The organism is Achromobacter xylosoxidans (assembly GCF_014490035.1).
In the GTDB taxonomy this organism is placed as follows: Bacteria; Pseudomonadota; Gammaproteobacteria; order Burkholderiales; family Burkholderiaceae_B; genus Achromobacter; species Achromobacter bronchisepticus_A.
The window spans coordinates 3786150-3809657 of record NZ_CP061008.1; the positions used below are offsets into that span (position 1 = coordinate 3786150).

Sequence of the window (23508 nt, forward strand, 5' to 3'; positions counted from 1 at the left end):
GGTGGGCTCATCCCTGCAGCGGCGACGCCAGGACGCCGTCGCGGGATTCGACGAAATGGCAGGCCACGCGGTGGCCCGGCGCGACTTCGCGCAAGCTGGGCTCGCGCGTGGTACAGAGCGGCTGCGCGGCCGGGCAGCGGCCGGCGAAACGGCAGCCCGGCGGCGGATCGACCGGACTGGGCGGATCGCCCGCCAGCCGCACGCGGCGCGCGGCCAGCTCGCGCCCGCCCTTCACGGTCGGCACCGCCGACATCAGGGCGACGCTGTAGGGATGCAGCGGCCGCGTGAAGAAGGCGTTGCGCGTGGCCTGCTCGATGATCTTGCCCAGGTACATGACGGCGATGTCGTCGCAGATGTGCTCCACCACCGCCATGTCGTGCGAGATGAACAGGAACGACTGACCCTGCTCGCGCTGGATGCGCCGCAGCAGGTTCAGGATCTGCGCGCGGATCGCGATATCCAGGGCCGACACCGGTTCGTCGCAGACGATCAGGTCGGGCGCGCTGGCCAGCGCGCGGGCCACGTTCAGCCGCTGCCGCTGGCCGCCGGAAAACTGGTGCGGAAACAGTTGCCGCTGCTCCGGGCGCAGGCCCACCAGTTCGAACATGCGGGCCACGCGCGCCTCGCGTCCGCCCGGCGGATCGATACCCATCAGGTCCAAGGGCGAGCGCACGATGTCGCCAGCCCGCTGGCGCGGATTGAGCGAGGAATACGGATCCTGGAACACCAGCTGCACGCGGCGGCGCATGCGACGCAGGGCCGAGCCGTTCAACGCCGTCATGTCCGTACCGTCGAAGTGGATGGAGCCCGCGGTCGGGTCCGCCAACCGCAGCACGGACAAGGCCGTGGTGGTCTTGCCCGAGCCGGACTCGCCCACGATCGCCAGCGTGCGGCCGCGCTGCAGTTCGAAGGACACGCCGTCCACGGCCTTCACGACCACCGGCTTGCCGTCGCGGCCGCGTCCGCCGATGGGAAAATGCACGGCAAGATCGCGCACGGACAGCAAGGCGGGAGATTGCGGTGACGTCATTGCGCGGCCTCCGGATACAGCCAACAGGCAACTTCCTGGCCCTCGCCTACACGGGTCAGGGGCGGAAACGCGTCGCGGCAGCGCGCCATGGCCTGCCCGCAACGTTCCATGAAGGGACAGCCCGCGCCGCGCTCCCAGATCGACGGCACCACGCCGGGAATCTCCGGCAAGTCGGGGCGCACGTCGTCGGGCTCGCGGTCCAGTTCGGGCAGACAGGCGATCAGCCCCTGGGTGTAGGGATGGCGGGGCTGCGCCAGGATCTCGCGCACGCCGCCCTGCTCCACCACCCGCCCGCCGTACATGACCACGACGCGGTCGGCCATCTCCGACACCGCGCCCATGTCATGCGTGATCAGCAGCACCGCGGTGCCGCGCCGCGCCTGCTGCTCGCGCAGCAGGTCGAAGATCTGCGCCTGGACCGTCACGTCCAGCGCTGTTGTCGGCTCGTCGGCGATCAGCACGTCTGGATCGCAGGCCAGCGCGATGGCGATCATTACGCGCTGCCGCATGCCGCCGGACATCTGGTGCGGATAATCGTCCACGCGCCGCTCCGGCAAGGGGATGCCCACCGACTTCAGCATCTCGATGGCGCGCTCGCGCGCCTGGCCCTTGCTCAGGCCCTGGTGCAGCCGCAGGGGCTCCGCGATCTGGTCGCCGACCGTGTAGACAGGGTTCAGCGCCGTCATGGGCTCCTGGAAGATCATGGATATCTTGTTGCCGCGCACCTGGCGCATGGCCTCCTCGTCGCGGCCGGCCAGGTCGTCGCCGCGCAGGCGCACGCGGCCCCCGCCGATGCGTCCCGGCGCGGGAATCAGCCGCATGATGGCCAGCGCCGTCATGCTCTTGCCGCAGCCGGACTCGCCCACCAGGCACAGGGTCTCGCCGGGGTTCAGGTCGAAGCTCACCGCGCTCAGCACCTCGGCCACGCGGCCGCGCGACTGGAACTCCAGGCTCAGGCTGTCGACCTCCAGCACGGGCGTCTGCTGCGCGGCGTTCATGCCCGCCCCCTCGAGTTCGGGTTGAGGGCGTCGTTCAGCCCGTCGCCGATCAGGCTGACGGCCAGCACGGTCAGGAAGATGGCGGCGCCCGGCAGGGTCACCGCCCACCACGCGGTCAGGATGTAGGGGCGGTTGCTGCCTATCATCAGGCCCCAGCTCATGATGTTGGGATCGCCCAGCCCCAGGAACGACAGGCCGGCCTCGAACAGGATCGCCGTGCCTATCGCCAGCGTGGCCGACACGATCAGCGGCGCCAGCGCGTTGGGCAGGATCACGCGCCAGATGATGCGCGCGTCGCCCGCGCCTATCACCCTCTCGGCCAGCACGTACTCGCGGCGCTTGAGGCGCAGGAATTCGCCGCGCGCCAGCCGCGCCGTGCCCGGCCAGCTAACCACGCCGATGGCGATGGCGATGGTCGCCAGCGACGGCGAGAACAGCGTCACCAGCACCATGGCGAACAGCAAGGTGGGCAACACCTGAAAGAACTCGGTGATGCGCATCAAGGTTTCGTCGATCCAGCCGCCGTAGTAGCCCGCAAGCGCGCCCACCGTCAGCCCGATGGCCATGGACAGCACCGCCGCCACCACGCCCACCAGCAGCGTGGCGCGGCCGCCATAGACCATGCCAGTCAGCACGTCGCGGCCCAGGTAGTCGGTGCCCAGCAGCGCGTCCGCACCGGGCGGCGTCATCGGCGCGCCCGCAATCTCGAAGGGATCCGCTTCCATGATCATGGGTCCGAAGAGCGTCACGGCGAGGATGGCGGCCAGCAGCAGCACGCCGGCCAGCGCCGAGGGATTGCGCGCGAATACCCGCAAGGCCTCGTACGACGGGCGGGCCGGCGGCCGTGCCGCCTGGCCCGGCAAGGCGGCAATGGATACGGCGGGAGGGGTCTGGCTCATGAGGTCTTGATCCTGGGATCGATCAGGCGGTAGGCCAGATCGGTAAGCTGATTCATCACGACCACCAGCAGCGAGGCGAACAGCAGGATGCCCAGCAGCGTGGGATAGTCGCGCCTGAGCACGGAGTCGAACGCCAGCCGGCCCAGCCCGGGCCAGTTGAAGACCGTCTCGACCAGGATCGCGCCCGCAAGCACGTTGCCGAACTGCAGGCCCAGCATGGTCACCACCGGCAGCACGCCGTTGCGCAGCGCGTGCTTGTAGAGCACGGAGCGCTCTGGCAGGCCCTTGGCGCGCGCGGTGCGGATGTAGTCGGCCGACAACGCCTCCATGACGCTGGCGCGCGCCAGCCGGCTGTACTGCGCCAGATAGACGAAGGCCAGGGTGAAGGCCGGCAGCACCAGGTGGTGCAGCACGTCCAGCACGCCCGCCCAGCCGTCCTGCGGCCCGCCGGCAGAACGCATGTCGGACACCGGGAAGATCGGCAGCGCCGAGGCGAACAGGATGATGAGGATGATGCCGGTCCAGAACACTGGCGCGGAATAACCCACCACCGACAACAACGTGATGCCTTGCGACAGCGGCCCGTTGGGCTTGCGCGCGGCCAGCGTGCCCAGCAGCGTGCCGGCCAGGAACGCGCTCAGCACCGAGGTCACCACCAGCAGCAAAGTGGCCGGCACGCGGTCCCAGATCAGCTGCGCCACCGGCACGTTGAAGAAATAGGAATAGCCCAGGTCGCCCCGCAGCACCTGCATCAGATAGATGCCCAGCTGCGTCAGGAAGGGCTTATCCAGCCCGTACTGCGCGCGCAGCTGCGCCCGCAGTTCTTCGCTGATGCCGCCCATGGAGCCCGCGATGGTCTCGACCGGATCGCCCGGCGAAATGTGGATCAGCAGGAAATTCAGCGTCACCACGGCCAGCAGCAGCACCAGCGCATAGGCCAGGCGGCGCAAGAGATAGCGCGTCATGGCAGTTCCGCCTTACTGCAGGTAGGTGTCGTCCATGGGCGATATGACGCCCCAGATGCCGTCCGGCAGGCCGTGCACCTTCTTCAACGACAGGGTGTGGTACGGAATGACCGTGAGGAAGTCGATGGGCACATCGGCCGTGACCAGCCGCTGGAATTCCGCGTAGAGCGCGCGGCGCTTGTCGGCGTCGGTTTCGGTGCCGGCCTGCTCCAGCAGTTCGTCCACCTTGGGGTTGGAATAGGATTGCGTGTTGGTCCAGATGATGTCGCGGATGTTGCTGGACAGGTAGGTGCGGTGCACGCCGATCACCGGATCGCCCCAGTTGAAGACGATATCCGTGGTCATGTCGAAATCCTTGCCGGCGATGCGCTTGGCCCAGGTCGGGAAGTCCGGCGAGGCGCGCACCTGCACCGCGATGCCGACCTTCTTCAACTGGCTGCGCAGGTACTCCGCCACATTCTTGCCCTGCACGTCGGAGCCCGGCATGTAGTCCACCGTCAGCGACAGGCGTTCGCCCTTGGCATCCTTCTTGTAGCCCGCTTCTTCCAGCAGTTGCTCGGACTTCTTCAGGTCCAGCGGATACTTCGCCACATCCTGGGTGGCAAACGGACTGGTGCCGATAATGGGGCCGTCGGCAGGCTTGGCGAAGCCGGCGTTCAGGGCCTTGGTGATGAAGCCCTTGTCGGTGGCATAGGCGATGGCCTGCCGCACCCTCACGTCGTTCAAGGGCTTGCGCGCCGTGTTGAAAGCCAGCCAGCTCAAGGCGCCTATGCCTTCATAGCCCTTGCTGGTCATGACGATGGCGGAATTGTCCTTGGCGCGCCGCAGGATGGTGGGCTCGGTCATGAAGGGCAATACGCCGATGTCGCCGCGCTCCAAGCCGATCAGCAGATTGGTGGCGTCGGGATTGATCTTCACCACGATCCGGTCCAGGTAGGGCTTGCCGGGCAGGAAGAACTTATCGAACTTCTCCAGCACGATCTCCTGGCCCGGCTTGAATTCCTTGAACTTGAACGGACCCGACCCAACCACGTCGGCCGAGTTGCGCGGATGGCTCTTGAGGTCCTGTCCATCGTCGTAGATGTGCTTGGGCAGCACCGGCATCAGGGCCGGCGACAGCGCCAGCAGAATGGCTGGATGCGGTTTGCTCATGCGCAGCACCACCGTGTAGGGATCCGGCGTGTCCACCGCTTCCACGGGTGCGAACATGGTCTGGAACGGATGGTTCTTCTTGACCGCCATGACCGAGAACGCCACGTCGGCCGAGGTCACCGGCTTGCCGTCGTGGAATACGGCGTCCCTACGCAGATGCAGCGTCAGGGACTTGCCGTCCGGCGCCAGTTCCCACGATTGCGCCAGATAGGGCTGCGGCTTCCAATCGGCGTCGTAGCGCAGCAGGCTGGCGAACAGCTGCGTGCTGGGCAAGGCGGTTGCAATGCCCGATTGCACCGCGCCGTTCAGATGGCGCGGCACCTGCGTTGAACCGATTACCAGCGTGCCGCCTGGCTTGGGCGCATCCGCGGCGCTGGCCCCGCCCGCCAGGGCCAGCGTCGTCAGTATCGTGGTCAGGCATTTTTTTACGCTGCGCATGTTCTACCCCTTTGTGTCCAGTGTCACGAACCATTCATCGGATGGTCTTGGGGGTAGCGTATCCAGCCAGCTGGTCCAGGCTTAGTACCAAACCGCCGGACTTTTTGGAGCCAGCCCCGCAGACGGACCGGATTCAACCGGCCAGCGCCCGCGCGTACAGCGAAGCGACCGCGCAGCTGTTGACGCGGGCCTGCATGGAATCGGAGCGGCTGGTCAGCAGCACCGGCACGCGCGTGCCCAGCACCAGTCCGGCCGTACCCGCGCCGGCCAGCCAGGTCAGCTCCTTGTAGAGCATGTTGCCGGCCTCGATGTCGGGCACCAGCAGGATGTCGGCATCGCCCGCCACGCGCGACACGATGCCCTTCTGATCGGCCGCCTCCCGCGAGATGGCGTTGTCGAAGGCCAGCGGGCCGTCGATCTCGCCGCCGCGGATTTGCTGGCGGTCGGCCATCTTCGACAGGGCGGCCGCATCCAGCGTGGCGGGCATCGCAGGATTGACCGACTCGGTGGCGCACAGCACCGCGAGCTTGGGCCGGTCGACGCCCAGCGCGCGCGCCAGATCGATGGCGTTCTGCGCGATGTCGGCCTTTTCCTGCAGGCTGGGTGCGATGTTGACCGCGGCATCGGTCAGGATGAAGAGCTTGGGATAGGCCGCTACCGCCATCACGAAGGCATGGCTGATGCGCCTGTCCGTGCGCAGGCCCGCGTCTCGCGCCACCACGGCCGACATGAAGTGGTCGGTATGCAAGCTTCCCTTCATCAACATGCGCACGGCTCCGTCGCGCGCCAGCGCGGCCGCGGCGCGCGCGGCCTGCACCTCGTCGTCGGGCGTGTCGACCACTTCCAGTTCGTCTGCGCGCAGCCCCAGATCCGCCATCAGGACGCGCAGCCTGCCGGCGGGGCCGACCAGCACGGGTTCGATGTAGCCCGCGTCGCGCGCCTGCACGGCCGCGCCCAGGCTGGTCGGACACAGCGGATACGCCACCGCGGTGCGCAAGCGTCCGGCCGACAGCGCGGCATTGCGCAGCGGCTCGAACAAGCGATCGCTTTCCATTTTGGTCTGCTCCTGCCGCGGAGATCCGCGGCGCCTGGCGAGAGAATTCCGGCGCGGCCGCCGCCGCGCCGGACGCACGCTATGCGATCAGCGCTTGGCGGGATCGATCGACAGCGGCACCTCGCCCGGATGGAACGGCTGGTTCACGTACTGCTTGTACTTGTCCAGGAAGCGCACCGGCTGCTTGAGCGCATCGCGGCGGAACGGGTCGCCCAGTTCCTGGCTGACCATCATCTCCAGCACGGTGGTCTTGCCTTCGGACTGCGCCTTGCATGCGGCCTGCAGGGCCGCGCCCACCTGATCGGCATGCTCCACCCGTATGCCTTCCGCGCCCATGGCCCGCGCCAGCTCCGAGAAGTTTGGATTCTTCAGGTTGCTGCCGACGAAGCGGCGACCATAGAAGTCCACCTGGTTCTTCTTTTCCGCGCCCCATTGGCCGTTATGGAAGACCACGGCCGTCACCGGTATCTTCTCGCGCACGCAGGTCAGCAATTCCTGGAAGCTCATGCACCAGGCCCCATCGCCGACATAGGCCACGGCGGGCCGGTCGGGCCGGCCAAGCTTGGCGCCGATCAACGCCGGCAAGGCGTAGCCGCAATTGCCAAAGCTCATGGCGGCCAGCATGGAGTTCGGTTCGTCAAAGCGCAGATAGCTGTTGGACACCGAGCAGATGTTGCCGATGTCGGTGGAGACCATCACGTGCTTGGGCATGGCGCGTTCCAGCTCGCGCAGCATGCGGCGCGGATGCATGCGGCCGCCGCCGTGCTCGATGATGTCCAGGCTCCAGTCGTCGCGCTCATGCGACCAGCTGTCCAGTTCCTTTTCCCATTCGGCCTTCTGCGCCGCGATCTGTTCGCCGCGGCCGCCCTTGGTGGCGGCGCAGGCGACCTCGCGTCCCCGCAGCTTGGCGGTCAACGCCGCCGCCGCCGGCTTGGCATCGCCGCAGATGCCGACCGACACCGGACGCACCAGGCCCAGCATGCGGTGGTCGGCGTCCACCTGAATGATGCGCGCGCCTTGCGGCCAGTAATCCAGCCCGTGCTGCGGCAAGGTGCCGAAGGGTCCCAGGCGCGTGCCCAGCGCCAGCACCACGTCGGCCTGCGACAACAGTTTCATGCCGGCCTTGGCGCCCTGGTAGCCCAGCGGGCCGCACCACAGCGGATGGCTGGCCGGGAAGGCGTCGTTGTGCAGATAGCTGGTGACCACTGGCGCGCCCAGCAGCTCGGCCAGGGCCACGCATTCCGCCTGGCCTTCCGAGAACAGCACCCCTCCGCCCGCCACGATGACGGGGAACTTGGCCTGCGCCAGCATTTGCGCCGCCGCCTCCAGGTCCTCTTCCGAACCCGGGCCGCGGCGGATGCGGCGCGGCTCCGGAATCGCCACATCGATCTCGCCGTAGAAATAATCGCGCGGGATGTTCAGCTGCGTGGGGCCGCGTTCGGCCAGCGCATTGTCGAAGGCCTTGGCCGTGAATTCGGCCATGCGGTCGGGCCGGTTCACGTGGGCCTGGTATTTGGTGATGCGCGAGAAGATCGGCAGCTGTTCGGTTTCCTGGAAGCCGCCCAGCCCCATGCCCGCGGTGCCGGTCTCGGGCGTGATGGCCACGACCGGGCTATGCGCCCAGTACGCCGCGGCCACGCCGGTCACGAAATTGGTGATGCCGGGGCCGTTTTGCGCAATGCAGACGCCGTGGCGGCCGGTGACGCGCGAATAACCGTCGGCCATGTGCGCGGCGCCCTGCTCGTGTACCGTCGGCACGAAGCGGATGCCGGCCGCCGGAAACAGGTCCAGCGCGTCCATGAAGGCCGAGCCGACGATGCCGAATACGTCCTTGACGCCCTGCGCGACCAGCGTTTCCACAAACGCTTCGCTGGGGGTCATGTGTTGCTTGCTGCTCATGGTCTCTCTCCTGGCAGGCCGGCGGTGTCGGATTGCATCTGGGCCGGCATGATCCGATACTGCAGCAGAAACCTGCCCGTTCCCAGCCCACGGCGTTTCATTTTCTGCAAAATCCGTGCGACGATGCGCGGCAAGCCGCCGAATCTTCAATTATTGAAAGATGAAAGACGAATCCTCCGCAGCGCTGCGCGCGCTGACCCTGCTGGAACAGGTTGCCCGCTCCGGGCAGCCGGTATCGCTGGCCGCGCTGACGGACGCCACCGGCCTGCCCAAGCCCTCCGTGCTGCGCATCCTGTCACGGCTGGTCGACGCCGGCATGTTGCTGCGCGAGCCCGCCGGCAAAAGTTACGTCAGCGGCCCGCGCCTGAGCGCGCTGGCGCGCGACACTCTGTTGAATTCGCCCTTGCGCGGCGAGCGCCACCGCATCCTGGACAGCCTGGTCGACGAAATCGGCGAAACCTGCAACTGCACCATGCTGGACGGCGACGAGGTCATCTACCTGGACCGCGTCGAAACCGCCTGGCCGCTGCGGGTGAACCTGCAATCGGGCTCGCGCGTGCCGCTGCATTGCTCGGCCAGCGGCAAGCTGTTCCTGGCGCACATGCGGCGCGAGGCGCGTCAGCGGCTGCTGGCCGCAGCGCCCTTGCCGCGCTACACGCCCAACACGCTGTGCGACGTGGCCGCGCTGGAGCAGGAACTGCGCACCATCAAGAAGGAAGGCGCGAGCTTCGACCGCGAGGAATTCCTGCTGGGTATCGTCTGCATGGCGGTGCCCATTCTGCATGGCACGCGCGCCATCGCCGCGGTCGCCCTGCACGCGCCCGTAGCCCGGTTGTCCATCGAAGGCGCGCGCGCCTGGCTGCCGCGCATGCAGGAGGCCGCCCGGGCGCTGGCCGGCACCTACGGGCCTGACGCCTAGCGGCCGGCGGCTCCCGCCCTCCCAGGGGCGCGTCTGGAACGCAATGTTCCGGCATTTGTTGCGAGGCCCATCGGCCACAGGCATTACACTCTTGGGCGTACGCGCGCATGCCGCCTTTTACGCTGCCGCCCCTTCCTTTTGCCGCCAGGCCGATGCCGGGCAGAAAGCGACTCTCTCTATCGTGACCGACACCTCCTTTACCTCCCTGCCCCTGCTGCCCGCCCTGCTCGACAATCTGAAGAGCCTGGGCTTCGAGCAGATGACACCCATCCAGGCCCAGAGCCTGCCGCTCATCCTGGAAGGCCGCGACCTCATTGCGCAGGCCAAGACCGGCAGCGGCAAGACCGCGGCCTTCGGCCTGGGCGTGCTGCAGAAGCTCGATCCCACCCGACTGACGCCGCAGGCGCTGCTGGTCTGCCCCACGCGAGAACTGGCGGACCAGGTCGCGCAGGAACTGCGCCGGCTGGCGCGCCAGATCGCCAACGTCAAGATCCTGACCCTGTGCGGCGGCGCCGCTGCCCGCCCCCAGGCCGAATCGCTGGCGCGCGGCGCGCACCTGGTGGTGGGCACGCCCGGGCGCATCCAGGACCACCTGGAGCGCGGCAGCCTGGACCTGTCGGGCCTGAACACCCTGGTGCTGGACGAGGCCGACCGCATGGTCGACATGGGCTTTTATGACGATATCGTGGCCATCGCCTCGCATTGCCCCAGCAAGCGCCAGACGCTGCTGTTCTCGGCCACGTATCCCGACAACATCCGCAAGCTCAGCGCCCGTTTCCTGCGCAATCCCGCCGAGGTCAAGGTCGAGGCGCAGCATGACGCCAGCCGCATCGAGCAGATCTTCTACGAAATCGACGAAAAGGACCGGCTCGACGCGGTGACGCGCCTGCTGGCGCACTTCCGCCCTGAATCCACGCTGGCCTTCTGCAACACCAAGATCCGCAGCCACGACCTGGTCGAACGGCTGCAGGCCGAGGGCATCAGCGCCCAGGCCCTGAACGGCGACCTGGAACAGCGCGAACGCGACGAAATCCTGATCCAGTTCGCCAATCGCAGCTGCGCCGTGCTGGTGGCCACCGACGTGGCCGCGCGCGGCCTGGACATCCAGAACCTGAGCGCCGTGATCAACGTCGACGTGACCAAGGACACCGAGGTCCACGTGCACCGCATCGGCCGCAGCGGCCGTGGCGACCAGAAGGGCCTGGCGCTGAGCCTGTGCTCGCCCGAGGAAATGCGCTGGGCCAACCTGATCGAGCAGTATCAGGGCGCACCGCTGGTATGGGGCGACATCAAGGCCTTGCGGCCCAAGGCGGATCGTCCCTTGCGCGCGCCCATGATCACCTTGTGCATCCAGGGCGGCAAGAAGGACAAGCTGCGCCCGGGCGACCTGCTGGGCGCGCTGACCGGCGACGGCGGCCTGACGTTCGAGCAGGTCGGCAAGATCAACATCACCGAATTCAACTCCTACGTGGCGCTGGACCGGCAGATCGCCAAGCAGGCGTTCTCGCGCCTGTCCAACAGCAATATCAAGGGCCGGCGCTTCCGCATGCGCTATCTGGAAGAGTTCTGAGCGTCTGCGGGTGACAAAAACTTGATGATTTTGCTCGGGTTTTGCAATAATGGCGCGGCCTGCCCCGGCCGCCGCCCTACTCGCGATAGCCGGAGCGCGGAACCAAAGGCTCGCAACCTGTTCCAACGGCCGCGGTCCCCTTTCAACCAATAGATGAGAAACTCACCATGATCAAATCCGACGATACCGGCAAGCTGATCCTGCGCCTGACCCTCGGCATTCTGATTCTGCTGCATGGCCTGTTCAAACTGACCGGCGGCGGCGTCGGCGGCATCAGCGGCATGCTGTCCTCGCACGGCCTGCCGGGCTTCCTCGCCTATGGCGCGTACGTCGGCGAAATCCTGGCGCCCGTCCTGCTCATCGTCGGCATCTACACCCGCCTGGGCGGCTTGCTGATCGCGATCAACATGGTCGTCGCCATCCTGCTGGCCCACTCCGGCCAGATCAGCAGCATGACCAACAATGGTGGTTGGGCGCTGGAACTGCAAGGCATGTTCCTGTTCACCGGCCTGGCCATCGCCTTCATGGGCGCGGGCCGCTTCAGCCTGGCCGGCAACGGCGGCCGCTGGAACTAACAGCCGTAACACGGCGCTACGCGCTGACAGGGGGTCGCCGAGGCGGCCCCTTTTTTATGCGCGGACATTGATACGAACGAAATCGACAGTCACGCAGGCGCAAACATCCGTCACCGGAAAGCTGTTTCGGAACGATTACAGTCCAGAACCGTAAGGACTGGCCTGTGGCCTAATCCTGACGAGCGCAACAAAGGCGTGAGCCACGCCTGGCGCTCGGCAGGAGTCGCAAAATGAAGAAGAGTCTGTTGCTTATGCTGGCCATGACCAGCGCCTTGACCGGTTGCGTGGTCGTGCCCGCCAGGCCGGCGTATTACCGCCCGGCGCCGGTGTACTACACGCCGCATTACTACTACCCGGCGTACCCCGCCCCCCATTACTACTATCGTGGCTATTGATCCGCGCGCCCGTTGCGCCAAGGAAAAACCATGAATACCTGTTCCCGGATCCTGCGCCCGCGCCCTTTGGCCGCGGCTGTCCTGATCGCCGCCTGTGCCAGCGCGGCGGCGCAGACCTATGAGCCGCCGCCGGCGCCCGCCGCGCCCGTCTATGACGACGGCGATCCTGCCAACGCCAACCTGGCGCTGGTGGACCGCAGCCCCCAGCCGCCGCCGCCCCTGCCCGTCTATGTCCAGCCGCCGGCGCCCGCCGACGGCTATATGTGGGTGCCGGGCTACTGGAGCCTGAACCGCTACGGGTTTTTCTGGGTGCCCGGCGCATGGGTGCTCGCGCCCTATGCCGGCGCGCTCTGGACCCCCGGCTATTGGGGCTTCAGCAATGGCATCTACCTGTGGACCCCCGGCTATTGGGGCCCCCACGTGGGCTTCTATGGCGGGATCAACTACGGCTTCGGCTACAACGGCCTGGGCTATGTAGGCGGCTACTGGAAGCGCGACCGCTTCTACTACAACCGTTCCGTCACGAACGTGAACGTCACGCGCGTGACCAATGTCTATAACCACACCGTGGTCGTGAACAACGTGGACAACCGCCGCGTCAGCTACCACGGCGGCCCGTCGGGCATCCGGCGCGACGCGGACCCGCGCGAACTTGCCGCGCGCAAGGAACGCCATTCTCCGCAGACGGATATACAGCGCGGCTATGCGCGCGACGCCGGTAACAACCGGGCCCAGTTCTACGATCACAACAAGGGCCGGCCGCCCCAGGCCTACGTCGACCATCAATCCAATGGCCGGCCGCCCGAAGGCCAGCGTCCAGGCAATGGACGGGATGGACGCGACCGCGGCCCGGACAACGACGGGCGCGATAACCGCGGCGGTGCTGACCGGAACAACGCGGACCGCGGCGACATGCAGCGCGGACGCGATATGTCTGCCGGGCAGACAGGCCGCCCTCAGCAAGCGCAGGGGCAACAGGCGCGCGAGCAACAGCAACGCGATCAGCAAGCCCAGCAACAGGCACGTCAGCAACAGCAGCGTGACCAGCAGGCTCAGCAGCAGGAGCGCCAGCAACAGCAACGCGACCAGCAGGCCCAGCAGCAAGCGCGCCAGCAACAGCAACGCGATCAGCAGGCCCAGCAGCAGGAGCGCCAGCAACAGCAACGCGACCAACAGGCTCAGCAGCAAGCGCGTCAGCAGCAACAGCGTGACCAGCAGGCGCAGCAGCAAGCGCGTCAGCAGCAACAGCGTGACCAGCAGGCGCAGCAGCAAGCGCGTCAGCAACAGCAGCGCGACCAGCAGGCCCAGCAACAGGCGCGTCAGCAACAACAGCGCGACCAGCAGGCTCAGCAGCAGGCGCGTCAGCAACAGCAGCGCGACCAGCAGGCTCAGCAGCAAGCGCGTCAGCAGCAACAGCGCGACCAGCAGGCCCAGCAGCAAGCGCGTCAGCAACAGCAGCGCGATCAACCGCGCGGAGACGGCAATGGCAACGGGAATGGCCACGGCGGCTCCGGACGCGATTAGGATGGGCGACGCCGCGCCGCTTGCTGGACCCCCGCTTCCCGCGCGGCTACAGTAGACCAGTTGCCGCGCGGCCCCTGAGACTCCTGGAGATTCCGATGAAGCGCATTGCCCCCTGGTTACTCCTCTGCGGCCTGCTGGCCGGCCCGTCGGCCCAGGCCGCGCTGGACGTGGGCGCCCCCGCCCCGGATTTCAGCACCCAGGCCTCGCTGGGCGGCAAGGTCTACACGTTCTCGCTCGGCGAGGCCCTCAAGAAAGGGCCGGTGGTGCTGTACTTCTTCCCCGCCGCGTTCACCCAGGGCTGCACGATAGAGGCGCACAACTTCGCCGAAGCCACCGACGAGTACAAGTCCCTGGGCGCCACCGTCATCGGCGTGTCGACCGACAATATCGACACCTTGAACAAGTTCTCGGTCAGCGAATGCCGCGGCAAGTTCGCGGTGGCGGCCGACGGCGATGGCAAGATCATGAAGGCCTACGACGCGGTTCACGACAAGCGCCCCGAGTACGCGCAGCGCATCTCTTACGTGATCTCGCCGCAGGGCAAGATCCTGTATGAATACACCGACATGAACCCCGATTCCCACGTGGCCAATACCATGCGCGCCTTGCGCGACTGGAAGGCCAAGCAGTAGGCATTGCCGTCCAGGTTCGGCGCCATCCAGGACGGACGCGCCGCAAGCGCCGACCGCATGGAGCTGAGGTGTTCATGGCTGCGGCGGCGGCACCAGGGCCGTACCCGAACTGAACGTGACGCGTATGGTCTTGCCCGCATCCGCCGCAATGGCCCTCGCGGTAAGCACGGCGGTACCTGGAGAGACTGGCGCGCGCAGTTCCATCGTGGCAACGCCATAGTCGTCGGTGCTGCTGGTAGCCGAGAGCAGCGCCCCGAGGTTGGTCCGCCAGTTGACCGTGACGCCCGCGACCTCCAGATTGCCGTTGGCATCCTTGACGGTCGCCTTGAGGATCAGCTTCTCCTGGCCGTCGGCCCGAGCGGAGGTCTTGCTGCTGGCCAGGGAGGCGACGCGGGCGGTGATGGGATCCGCGGTCAAGGCCACGCGGAAGGTCCGGCCCGAATCGTCTGCACCCGTCTTGGCCGTCACCGTGGCGTACCCCGCAAGCTTTCCCGCCGTCAGCACGACAGTGGCCTCGCCCTGCGCGTTGGTTCTGGTGGATGACGCTTCCAGCGTGCCGAGATCGGTGCTCCAGTTGACCACATGACCTGCGCCTCCTGAACGGCCGTTACCGTCCAGCACCACCGCCGTGAAGACCACGGTGTCGCGAGCATTGGCTACGATGCTGGTCTTGCTGGCCGAGGCGCTGCCAACGCGGGTGCTGGGCGTAGCGGGCGCAAAGGTCACGCTGGCTACCCTGCCCGCGTCCCGCCCCGAGGCCGCGGCGGTGACATTTACGTTGCCGGCAGCCTTCGGCGCGGTCAGTACCATCGTGGCCTTGCCGCTGGCGTCGGGCCTGCTGACAGCATCGGCCAGCGTGCCGCCGGACGCGGTCCAGTTGACAACCATGTCGCCACCCATTGCATAGCCGTTGCTGTTCCACCCAATCATCGGATTGCCGTATGCGTCCTGTACCGTGGCGGTAAAGCTCACCGTATCGGCGCCGTCGGCAACGCCGTTGGTCTTGCTTTGGGTGAGCGCGACCACGCGGGCGCTGGTGGGGTCGGCCTCGAAGAAGACGAGCGAGGTCCTGCCCGGATCCGCCGTTCCTACCCGGGCCCTCGTCAAAACCCGAGCGGCGACCGTCGACACCAGCTTGACCTGGGCCTCGCCCTGGGCGTCGGTGACGCTCGTAGCACTATCCAGGCTGCCTATGCTGGCGGCCCAGTCGACGGTGGCCCCCGCCACGCGATTGCCCCTGGCGTCCTTCACATAGGCCCAGAGGAAGACAGTGTCTGTACCGTTGGCCCGTACCGTCGTCCTACCGCTACTAATTGCCAAACTCACCACGCGCGCGCTGTAGGCATCGGCCACAAAGGCTATCGTGGCGGTCTGGCCCGCGTCGCCGCCCGCGGCCCGGGCGTTGACGCTCGCAGTGCCCACAGCGGTCGGCGCGGTCAATACAACCGAGGCTTGGCTATGGGCGTCGGTCTTGCTGACCGTCGCAGCCAGCTTGCCCAGGCTGGCCCCCCAGTTGACCGCGACGCCCGCCCCCACCGGATTGCCTTTGGCGTCCGCAACCGTGGCCGTGAAGGTCACGGTATCCATGCCATCGGCCAAGCCGCTCGTCTTGCTCGCCGCGACTGTCGCCACGCGGGCGGTCGACGCGTCGGCCATGAAGGTGACGGACACAACCTGCCCCGCATCGCCGCCCGCGGCCTTGGCGGTAACCGTCGCGACGCCCGTGGAAGTCGGCGCAATCAGAACGGCCGTGGTTTCGCTCTTGCTATCGGTCGTGGTGGCCGTCTGGAGCTGGCCCAGACTTGTACTCCAGTTGACGGTCACACCTGCGCCGACCCGATTGCCTTGCCTGTCGACGACGACGGCCCGGAGGGTCACGGTGTCGGCGCCGTTGGCCACCGCGTCGGTCTTGCCCGCGGCCAGCTCGATGACGTGGGCGCTGGAGGCGTCAGCGATGAAATCGATGGCGGCGGTCTTGCCCGGATCTCCGCCGGCGCTCTTCGCCTGGCGGGCCGGCGCGCACTTGGCGGTGACAGTCGCCGCGCCGGTCGCGGTAGGCGCGGTCAGGACGACAGTGGCCTGACTGCTGGCATTGGTGATACTGGAAGCGCCTATCGTGCCCCGATCGGCGCTCCAATTGACCACGATGCCCGCCCCCACCGGATTGCCGCGGCCATCATCGATCGTGGCCGTGAGCGTGACGGTGTCGGTGCCATTGGCCAGGCCGGTGATCTTGCTTGGGCTGAGTGCGGCCACGCGGGCCCTCAGTTCGTCCGCCGCGAACACGGCCGAGGCGGTCTTGCCGGCATCGCCAGCCGCCGCCCGGGCAGTGACGGTCGCCGTGCCGGGAACGATAGGCGCGATCAGCAAGGCCGAAGCCTGGCCGCTGGCATTGGTGACGCTGGTAACGGCGAGCGTCCCCAGGCTGGCGCTCCAGTTGACGGTGACGCCCGCCCCCACCGGATTGCCGCGGCCATCTTCGACCATGGCGGTGAAAACCACGGCATCCGCGCCATTGGCCGTGCCTCTGGCCTGGCTGGGCGTGAGCTGGACAACGCGCGCGGTCGCGGCGTCCGCGATGAAGGCAACCGCGGCGGTCTTGCCCGGGTCGCCGCTTGCGGCGCGGGCAGTGATCGTCGCCGCGCCAGCCGCGGTCGGCGCGGTCAGCACGACTGTGGCCTGGCTGCTCGCGTCGGTGTTGCTGGAAGCGGCGCCCAACATGCCCAGGCTGGCGCTCCAGTTGACGGCGATGCCCGCCCCTGCCGGATTGCCGCGGCCATCCGCCACGGTGGCGGTAAAGGTCACCGTGTCCAGACCGTCGGCCAAGGCGGTAGTCTTGCTTGGCGTGAGCCGCAGCACCTGGGCCTCGGATGCATCGAGCAGGAAGGCAACGGACCCCGTCTTTCCCGGATCCTGGGGGCCGGCCTTGGCGGTGATGGCCGCAACGCCTGGAACGGTGGCGGACAGCAGTTCCACCACGGCGATGCCGTTCGCGTCGGTATTGCTGCTGTTGCTGGAAAGCCGCCCGCCGGTGGCAGTCCAGCTCACCGCCACGCCCGCGCCTACCGCATTGCCCTTGCCGTCCTTGACCGTCGCCTTCAGTACCGTCTTGTCCCTGCCGTTTGCAAGAATGGACGCGGGCTCCGCAACGAGCTGCGCCACGCTGGCCGCGCTCGGCGCTTCAAGGAACTCCGCCTCGCTCCTGCCCTTGAACCCGTGCTCTTCCATCGCCTCGACCCCGATCATGCCCGCGGCAGTGCTGCTGACCAGGGCATACGCCATGCCATCGGCGTCGGTGCGGTCCGAGGACTCCTGGATCGTGCCTGGTCCCTGCACAGCCCATGTGACGATGCGCCCCGCCATGGGTTCGGCCTGAATGCCGCGAACCTGGGCCGTGAACCTGACGCTGTCGACGCCGTCCGCCATGGCGGCGGCCTTGGAGCGGACCACGCTGACGCTGAGCGGATTGACGCTGACATTCATGATGTTGGAACGGATCCTGCGGCCATGCGCATCGGTGGCGGACGCCATCAGCTGATAGCTGTTGACGCCGCCGCTGCGGTAGTCCGGCAGCGTCAGCGATGCGGATGCGCCGCCGCTGTATGGCATCGCAAACGGCGCCGCGGAACCGGACCATTCGATCCTGGGCGCGGCATCCGCGCCCGCCAGCGTTACCGGGAAACTGACGACCGTCTGCGGATACCCGGAAGCGGCCGCCGGCAACTGTATCGTCATGGGATCGTTCTTCTTGTATTCCAGGACGATTTCGTTGTTGCGTTCCACCAGATCCATGCGCATGCCGGCGAGCTTGCGGCTGCGCGCGACTTCGCCCGGCTGCAACTGCTTGGCCAATGGCACGCCGAGCGCGTACTTCAGGCCCAGCTTGAAGCTGGTGTCGGACTGCCCGCCCTGCCCCATGCGATGGTCCAGGCCCAGCGTGACCAGCGGCGCCGGCGTATAGGAAACGCCCAGGGTCCAGGCGCTGGGGTTGCGTTGCCGGTTGCTGGCGCCGAACAGCCCGACCTCTTCGCCGTAGTACTTCTCGAACATCAGCTTGCCGCCCAGCTGCGGATACTGCGGCAGATAGCCTTCGGTCCGGATATCCCAGCCGCTGGCCGGACGTTCCTGATAGTCCCGCGCGTCGGGCGAACGCTTCCAGTCGCTCAGCCGGAAGTAGCCGTTCATGCTGAGCTTCAGATAGTCCGCCCACCATTCGCCGCCCAGACCCAGCCGCCGGTGGCCGCGCGACACGTCCTGGTCCAGGAAGGCGTTGCCGCCGACCATGTAGCCGTCGCCGAAATGGCGGTAGCCCAGCCCGAGGTTGACCGTGGTCCGGTAGGACTCTTGCAGCAGGTTGGTCCGCCGCGCGCCGAACTGGGAAAAAATCAGACCCGTCCCAGAATCGTGGAGCGGGAACAGCATGTCGAGGCCTGCGCCGTGGAAGTTGCCCAACAGGTCCAGCCTGGCGGTGCCGAACTGGCCCAGCCAGCTTTCCGCAGCCTGCTTGGCGACGCCGACGGCCTTGCCGCTGGCCGTCGACCTGGCGTCCGCGCTTGCCATTTGATTGGGATTGGCGGGCAAGGGGCGCCCTTCCAGATCGGGCGCGGGCTCCATGCCTGCGGGGATCGGCGCGTTCGCTGCGGCCGCGCCTGGATCCTTCGCCCGATCTCCGTCCTGAACTGCAACGCTGGCGGATGCGGCGCGGCCTTCGGCGCCGGGGAACGGCTGGCGTTGTTCGCCGGCCAGCGGCGCGGTGCACCCCTGGAACAGCAGCAAACCGGAAAGCGCCGTGCAGAGCGCCTTTCTGACTTGGCGCGCAGCCGCTCTGCACCAAGCGTGTGCCTTGGATGGCTTCAGCATCGTCATGACCTTGTCTGATAGGAATCCCGCGGGCGGGCAATGCGCCAACCAGGCAGAGCCGCCAAACTACTGAAGTGCGGCATTGGCGGATTCGTTCTGAGTCATATGCAGGACGAAGTCCTGCCAGCGCTCAAAGCAATCACGCCCCGGGATTCTTGTTACTTAATAATGACAAAATATGACGACATGCTATTTATATAACTGTTGATATCAATATGTAATTTCTTTATTCCATAACAGAAAACCCGATGACTGCGCGCATGGCAGCATCGGGCGGACTCGTGTTGCAGAGTGATGGGGACGGCTCAGCCAAGGCTGAGCACGGGGTGCGCAGGCTGAGCCGGCCTTCCTAGTTGAACGGCCAGACCGGCGGATGCGTGCCGGGCGGGCTGGACGGACGCGTCCAACGGGCCGGCGTATCGGAGAACTGCGCGGCGTGGCGCAGCGCCACCAGCTCGCCAAAGCCAGAGGGCTCGGTTTCCAGCAGGCCCTCGAAACCTGGCATCGGACAGGCCAAGCCGCCCTCGACGCGGCCCAGGCCGCGCAGCCAATGCGCGGTCTGCGCCAGCGACACGCGCACATGCCAGCTGCCGCCTTCGGTCGCTTGGCGCGCCAGCGCGGCTTGCGCGCCGAACGCCATCAGGTAGCCCGAGGCATGATCCAGGATCTGCATGGGCATGGGCTTGGGCGCGTCCTGGCCCGCGGCCTGCGCCTCCGCGTGGTTGAAGCCCGTGGCGGTCTGCACCAGGGAATCGAAGCCGCGGCGGCCAGCCCATGGGCCCTTGTCGCCATAGGCGGTCAAGGACACGTAGACAATGCCCGGACGCAGGCGCGCCGCGTCCTGCGGGCCGAAGCCCAGCGCGGCCAGGCCGCCAGGGCGGTAGCCCTGCACGAACACGTGCGCGCTGCGCAACAGGTTGCCCAGCGCGATGCGGCCGTCGGCCGTATCCAGATCGGCCAGCACCGACAACTTGCCGCGGCTGGTGTCGATGATGTTGTCGATGTTGGGCAGATGCGGGGAGTTGAGCAGCATCACGTCGGCGCCGTACGCCGCCAGCGCCCGTCCGCAGACCGGTCCGGCGATGATGCGGGTCAGGTCCAGCACGCGGATATCCTTGAGCGGCCGGGCGCCGTTGCCGTACTTGGGCCAGGGCCGTGGATCGGCTTCGCCGATGCGCTCGATGGTCAGCAGAGGCTGGGCGGCCACCGCCAGGGCTTGGGGATGGCGGTCCCATTCGTCGAAGCTGCGCATGGCGGCCACGGGCAGCCCCGCGTCGGCGGCCACCTGTTCGAAGTCCAAGGCCTTCCAGCGGCTCAAGGCGCGCTCGACCATGGCGCGGGTGGTGTCTTCGCCAGCCGGACAGCCCAGCAGCGCCAGCGCGCCATCGCGATGATGGGCGAAATTGGCGTGGATGCGGACCCAGCCCCCGTCTCCGCAGCGATACAGCCCGGTGATGGGGTCCCAGGGATTGGGCGTGATGCCGTTGATCGTGTAGTGGCTGCGGCATTCCTGCGCCGCGTGCAGCATGTCGACGGCGACCTGCTGCCTGGCGCCGCCGCGCAAATTCCAGATTTCCGCCGCGGCCAGCGCGGCCGCGGCCAGGCTGGTCTGCGCCGCGGCGCCGACGGCGAAGGACGATGGGACTACCGGATCGGCGCCAGTCAACACCACGTGCTCCAGCGATTCGTCGGGCAGATCCACCGAGCGCCAGAGCTTTTGCAAGACGTCGCGGGACGCGTTGCCTGCGGGTGTGCGGCCCCTCAGAAAAGACGGGCGTAGGTCCATCAGATTTCCCATAGCGTTCATCTTGCTCTAGTCGTTTATTTGAATTACATGGCGGGGTCCAGGCCGCGTCAATATCCGTGGCGCGCCAGCGTGTTTCATGGTTTGACCGCAAAGCGCCGCGATCCGGCCGCGCCGAGCGCTTTCCCCCGCGAGGCCGGCGGCGCCGGCCTGGGCAGGCCAGGACACATCTACTCGTAGTTTTTACATCGTCTTCCAAGACCGGTCTGCCGGCGCGTCCGCGCGGCGGGCGCAATATAGAATGCCAGCCTCGCCGCCCCCTGCCCTGGACCGCCCATGAACACGCTGCTTTGGCTGCGCACAGACCTGCGCGCGCATGACAACCCTGCCCTGGCCGCCGCCGCCGAAGCCGGCACGGTCACCGCCCTGTTCCTGGCCGCGCCCGGCCAATGGCGGCTGCATGGCGACGCGCCGGCCAAGGTCGATTTCTGGCTGCGCAATCTGCGCGAACTTTCGCGCGAGCTTGGCCGCCAGGGCATTCCGCTGCGGCTGCTGACGGTGCATGACTGGAGCGAGGCGCCGGACGCGCTGGCCGCTTTCTGCCGCGACCACGCCATCGGCCAGGTTCACGTCAACGCCGAATGGGCCGTCAATGAACGCCGCCGCGATGCCGCGGTCGCCGCCCGCCTGCGGACCCTGGATGTGGACTGGACGCTGCATCATGGCGCTTCGCTGCTGCGGCCCGGCACGGTGCTGACCGGCAAGGGCGAGTGCTACCGCGTCTATACCCCTTACGCGCGCGCCTGCCGCGAACGGCTGCGCACGGCGCCGCTGCGCGCCCTGCCGGCCCCGCGCGCGCAGACCCCGCCGCCCTGGCCGGCGGATCCGCTGCCCGCGGCCTTCGAAGGGTTCGACGCGCCCGCCGAGCCCGTACGCGCGCTCTGGCCTGCCGGGGAGCACGCGGCCAGCGAACGGCTCGACGCCTTTGCCGACGGCGTCATTGACGCTTACCAGGAAGAACGCGATTTTCCCTCGCTGCCCGCCACCAGCTGCCTGTCGCCCTATCTGGCGGCAGGCGTGCTGTCGCCGGGCCAGGCCTTGCGCGCCGCGCTGACCGCCAACCATGGCGAGGTGGAAGGCGGCAAGCGCGGCGCCGCCACCTGGATCAACGAATTGCTATGGCGCGAGTTCTACCAGCATCTATTGGCCGCCTACCCCGTGCTGTCCATGCACCAGCCCATGAAGCCGGAAACTGCCGCGGTGCCGTGGCGCGACGCGCCGGAGGACCTGTATGCCTGGCAGCAGGGCCAGACCGGCATTCCCATCGTCGACGCGGCCATGCGGCAGTTGCTGGCGCTGGGCTGGATGCACAATCGCCTGCGCATGGTGACGGCCATGTTCCTGTCCAAGAACCTGCTGATCGACTGGCGGCTGGGCGAAGCCTGGTTCATGGCGCAGCTGGTGGACGGCGATCTCGCCGCCAACAACGGCGGCTGGCAATGGAGCGCCTCCACGGGCGCGGACGCCGTACCCTACTTCCGCATCTTCAATCCGCTGTCGCAGTCGCGCAAGTTCGATCCGGACGGCGTGTTCCTGCGCGAATGGCTGCCGGAACTGGCGCATCTGGACAGCCGCGCCATCCATGATCCCAGCCCCATGGAGCGCGCCGCCGCTGGCTATCCTCTGCCCATTGTCGACCTGGCCCAGAGCCGGCTGCGCGCGCTGGAGGCGTTCAGCGGGCTGCCGCCGGCCTGAGCGCTGGCCGCGGGCGGGAACGACGTCGGCCGCGCTTGACCTAGGTCAACGCCGCTTCCGTCCGCGTCCCGGATGATCGGTCTGCGACATCCCGCCAACGCCGATCGCAGGACGACACAGCCATGCGCGACCATCCGCAGGTCCACGACCAGGAATACACGCTGCACGACGAGCAGTGCCTCATCACCCGCACCGACGCGCGCGGCCGCATCATCTACGCCAATCCCGCCTTCCTGGAGGTCAGCGGCTACACGCAAGCGGACCTGATGGGCAAGGGCCATGACACCATGCGCCATCCCGACATGCCGCTGGCCGCCTACGACGACCTGTGGCGCACGATACAGCGCGGCCAGTCCTGGACGGGCGTGATCAAGAACCGGCGCAAGCACGGCGGCCACTATTGGTCGCTGGCCAGCATCACCCCGGTGGTGGAGCGCGGCGTCACCGTCTGCTATGCCTGCGTGCGCGTAAAGCCGACGCGCGCCCAGATCGAGACGGCAGACAGCGCCTACCGGCGCCTGCGCACCGGCATTACCGGCGGCTTGCGATTGCGCGCGGGACGGATCGTGCCGGGAGGCCTGCTGGCGCGTCTGCGCGACTGGCGGGCGTCGGGCATACGCGCGCGCATGCTGGCCTGGGCGGGACTTTCGTCCGCGCTGTTCCTGGCCGCTGGCGGCATCGCGCTGCACGGCATGGCGGCCAATCTGAATATCGAACAACTGGCCTTGGCTGCTGCGGTACTGGCCGCCGGCGTCTGCCTGATCTTCGCTTCGGGCTGGGCCTACGCCCGCACGCTTTCCGGCTTGCTGAACACGGCCACCGACTTCACTCGGCAGATCGCCGCCGGCAATCTGGGCACGCCGCTGGCGCCAGGCAATCCGGACGATGAAACCGGCGCGCTCAGGTTCTCGCTGGAGGCCACGCGCAGGAACCTGGTCGGACTGGCCCGCGACGTGCACACCGGCATCGCGGACGCGCCTGGAACGGTTGCGCAGCGGGTCGAAACAGAGGATCTGCGCCACGCCATCGAAGTATTGCGGATCGCGCGCGCCCAGCCGCGGCCTGCGCACCCGGCCGCCTAGGCCTGTTGCCCGGCATG

General features: G+C 67.6%; 17 protein-coding genes. 8 read left to right on the plus strand and 9 right to left on the minus strand.

Annotation, left to right across the window (positions count from 1 at the left end; translation table 11 throughout):
* Positions 1 to 7: 7 nt before the first annotated feature.
* From IAG39_RS17595 to xsc, 7 genes are all read right to left on the minus strand, one after another.
* Positions 8 to 1030, minus strand: a complete 1023-nt coding sequence (locus IAG39_RS17595; RefSeq protein ID WP_059379604.1) for an ABC transporter ATP-binding protein — start codon at positions 1028 to 1030, stop codon at positions 8 to 10.
* Positions 1027 to 2028: an ABC transporter ATP-binding protein gene (locus tag IAG39_RS17600; protein WP_059379603.1), complete on the minus strand. Its 1002-nt coding sequence runs from the start codon at positions 2026 to 2028 to the stop codon at positions 1027 to 1029. Before IAG39_RS17600 ends, IAG39_RS17595 begins: the two co-directional genes overlap by 4 nt.
* Complete coding sequence (locus IAG39_RS17605; RefSeq protein WP_059379602.1) at positions 2025 to 2927, minus strand: ABC transporter permease; 903 nt, start codon at positions 2925 to 2927, stop codon at positions 2025 to 2027. The genes IAG39_RS17600 and IAG39_RS17605 overlap by 4 nt, the downstream gene beginning before the upstream one ends.
* Positions 2924 to 3892 (minus strand): ABC transporter permease, encoded by a 969-nt coding sequence (locus IAG39_RS17610; RefSeq protein WP_054456787.1) that lies wholly within the window; start codon positions 3890 to 3892, stop codon positions 2924 to 2926. Before IAG39_RS17610 ends, IAG39_RS17605 begins: the two co-directional genes overlap by 4 nt.
* Before the next feature lie 12 nt (positions 3893 to 3904).
* Entirely contained in the window at positions 3905 to 5482 is a 1578-nt protein-coding gene (locus tag IAG39_RS17615) for an ABC transporter substrate-binding protein (RefSeq protein ID WP_118934380.1), read from the minus strand.
* Positions 5483 to 5615: 133 nt separating this feature from the next.
* Positions 5616 to 6536, minus strand: coding sequence for a bifunctional enoyl-CoA hydratase/phosphate acetyltransferase (locus IAG39_RS17620; RefSeq protein WP_059379599.1), 921 nt, complete (start codon positions 6534 to 6536; stop codon positions 5616 to 5618).
* Between the two features lie 87 nt (positions 6537 to 6623).
* Positions 6624 to 8435 carry a sulfoacetaldehyde acetyltransferase gene (gene xsc / locus IAG39_RS17625; RefSeq protein ID WP_118934378.1) on the minus strand — a complete coding sequence of 604 codons (1812 nt, stop codon included), beginning with the start codon at positions 8433 to 8435 and terminating at the stop codon, positions 6624 to 6626.
* A 160-nt stretch (positions 8436 to 8595) separates the two neighbouring features.
* Between xsc and IAG39_RS17630 the strand changes: the two genes are divergently transcribed.
* The 6 genes from IAG39_RS17630 (at position 8596) to IAG39_RS17655 (ending at position 14050) form a co-directional block, all read left to right on the plus strand.
* Entirely contained in the window at positions 8596 to 9354 is a 759-nt protein-coding gene (locus IAG39_RS17630) for an IclR family transcriptional regulator (RefSeq protein WP_059379597.1), read from the plus strand.
* 181 nt (positions 9355 to 9535) lie between these two features.
* On the plus strand, positions 9536 to 10924 hold the full coding sequence (gene dbpA / locus IAG39_RS17635; protein WP_118934392.1) for an ATP-dependent RNA helicase DbpA: 1389 nt from the start codon (positions 9536 to 9538) through the stop codon (positions 10922 to 10924).
* 167 nt (positions 10925 to 11091) lie between these two features.
* The gene (locus tag IAG39_RS17640) at positions 11092 to 11499 is read left to right on the plus strand and encodes a DoxX family protein (RefSeq protein ID WP_054456781.1); all 408 of its coding nucleotides are present in this window, start codon (positions 11092 to 11094) and stop codon (positions 11497 to 11499) included.
* A 230-nt stretch (positions 11500 to 11729) separates the two neighbouring features.
* Positions 11730 to 11894, plus strand: a complete 165-nt coding sequence (locus IAG39_RS17645) for a hypothetical protein (RefSeq protein ID WP_165867956.1) — start codon at positions 11730 to 11732, stop codon at positions 11892 to 11894.
* 30 nt (positions 11895 to 11924) lie between these two features.
* Positions 11925 to 13418 (plus strand): BcpO-related WXXGXW repeat protein, encoded by a 1494-nt coding sequence (locus IAG39_RS17650; protein WP_118934376.1) that lies wholly within the window; start codon positions 11925 to 11927, stop codon positions 13416 to 13418.
* Between the two features lie 95 nt (positions 13419 to 13513).
* A complete protein-coding gene (locus IAG39_RS17655) occupies positions 13514 to 14050 on the plus strand; it encodes a peroxiredoxin (protein WP_059379595.1) in 537 nt (178 codons plus the stop codon).
* 72 nt (positions 14051 to 14122) lie between these two features.
* On the opposite strand, the gene IAG39_RS17660 is transcribed toward IAG39_RS17655, so the two are convergent.
* On the minus strand, positions 14123 to 18826 hold the full coding sequence (locus tag IAG39_RS17660; protein WP_165867955.1) for an Ig-like domain-containing protein: 4704 nt from the start codon (positions 18824 to 18826) through the stop codon (positions 14123 to 14125).
* 433 nt (positions 18827 to 19259) lie between these two features.
* Positions 19260 to 20708: a CoA transferase gene (locus IAG39_RS17665; RefSeq protein ID WP_118934372.1), complete on the minus strand. Its 1449-nt coding sequence runs from the start codon at positions 20706 to 20708 to the stop codon at positions 19260 to 19262.
* Positions 20709 to 20990: 282 nt separating this feature from the next.
* Between IAG39_RS17665 and phrB the strand changes: the two genes are divergently transcribed.
* Positions 20991 to 22409 (plus strand): deoxyribodipyrimidine photo-lyase, encoded by a 1419-nt coding sequence (phrB, locus tag IAG39_RS17670; RefSeq protein ID WP_187774044.1) that lies wholly within the window; start codon positions 20991 to 20993, stop codon positions 22407 to 22409.
* Positions 22410 to 22531: 122 nt separating this feature from the next.
* The gene (locus IAG39_RS17675; protein WP_118934196.1) at positions 22532 to 23491 is read left to right on the plus strand and encodes a PAS domain-containing protein; all 960 of its coding nucleotides are present in this window, start codon (positions 22532 to 22534) and stop codon (positions 23489 to 23491) included.
* Positions 23492 to 23508: the final 17 nt, after the last annotated feature.

Bases quoted from the DNA above. Each gene is read 5' to 3' on its own strand.
- IAG39_RS17640 (WP_054456781.1), top strand. From the start codon at position 11,092: ATGATCAAATCCGACGATACCGGCAAGCTGATCCTGCGCCTGACCCTC.
- IAG39_RS17615 (WP_118934380.1), bottom strand. From the start codon at position 5,482: ATGCGCAGCGTAAAAAAATGCCTGACCACGATACTGACGACGCTGGCC.
- IAG39_RS17675 (WP_118934196.1), top strand. From the start codon at position 22,532: ATGCGCGACCATCCGCAGGTCCACGACCAGGAATACACGCTGCACGAC.
- IAG39_RS17630 (WP_059379597.1), top strand. From the start codon at position 8,596: ATGAAAGACGAATCCTCCGCAGCGCTGCGCGCGCTGACCCTGCTGGAA.
- IAG39_RS17600 (WP_059379603.1), bottom strand. From the start codon at position 2,028: ATGAACGCCGCGCAGCAGACGCCCGTGCTGGAGGTCGACAGCCTGAGC.
- IAG39_RS17645 (WP_165867956.1), top strand. From the start codon at position 11,730: ATGAAGAAGAGTCTGTTGCTTATGCTGGCCATGACCAGCGCCTTGACC.
- IAG39_RS17650 (WP_118934376.1), top strand. From the start codon at position 11,925: ATGAATACCTGTTCCCGGATCCTGCGCCCGCGCCCTTTGGCCGCGGCT.
- IAG39_RS17620 (WP_059379599.1), bottom strand. From the start codon at position 6,536: ATGGAAAGCGATCGCTTGTTCGAGCCGCTGCGCAATGCCGCGCTGTCG.
- IAG39_RS17665 (WP_118934372.1), bottom strand. From the start codon at position 20,708: ATGGGAAATCTGATGGACCTACGCCCGTCTTTTCTGAGGGGCCGCACA.
- IAG39_RS17655 (WP_059379595.1), top strand. From the start codon at position 13,514: ATGAAGCGCATTGCCCCCTGGTTACTCCTCTGCGGCCTGCTGGCCGGC.
- phrB (WP_187774044.1), top strand. From the start codon at position 20,991: ATGAACACGCTGCTTTGGCTGCGCACAGACCTGCGCGCGCATGACAAC.
- IAG39_RS17610 (WP_054456787.1), bottom strand. From the start codon at position 3,892: ATGACGCGCTATCTCTTGCGCCGCCTGGCCTATGCGCTGGTGCTGCTG.
- IAG39_RS17595 (WP_059379604.1), bottom strand. From the start codon at position 1,030: ATGACGTCACCGCAATCTCCCGCCTTGCTGTCCGTGCGCGATCTTGCC.
- IAG39_RS17605 (WP_059379602.1), bottom strand. From the start codon at position 2,927: ATGAGCCAGACCCCTCCCGCCGTATCCATTGCCGCCTTGCCGGGCCAG.
- xsc (WP_118934378.1), bottom strand. From the start codon at position 8,435: ATGAGCAGCAAGCAACACATGACCCCCAGCGAAGCGTTTGTGGAAACG.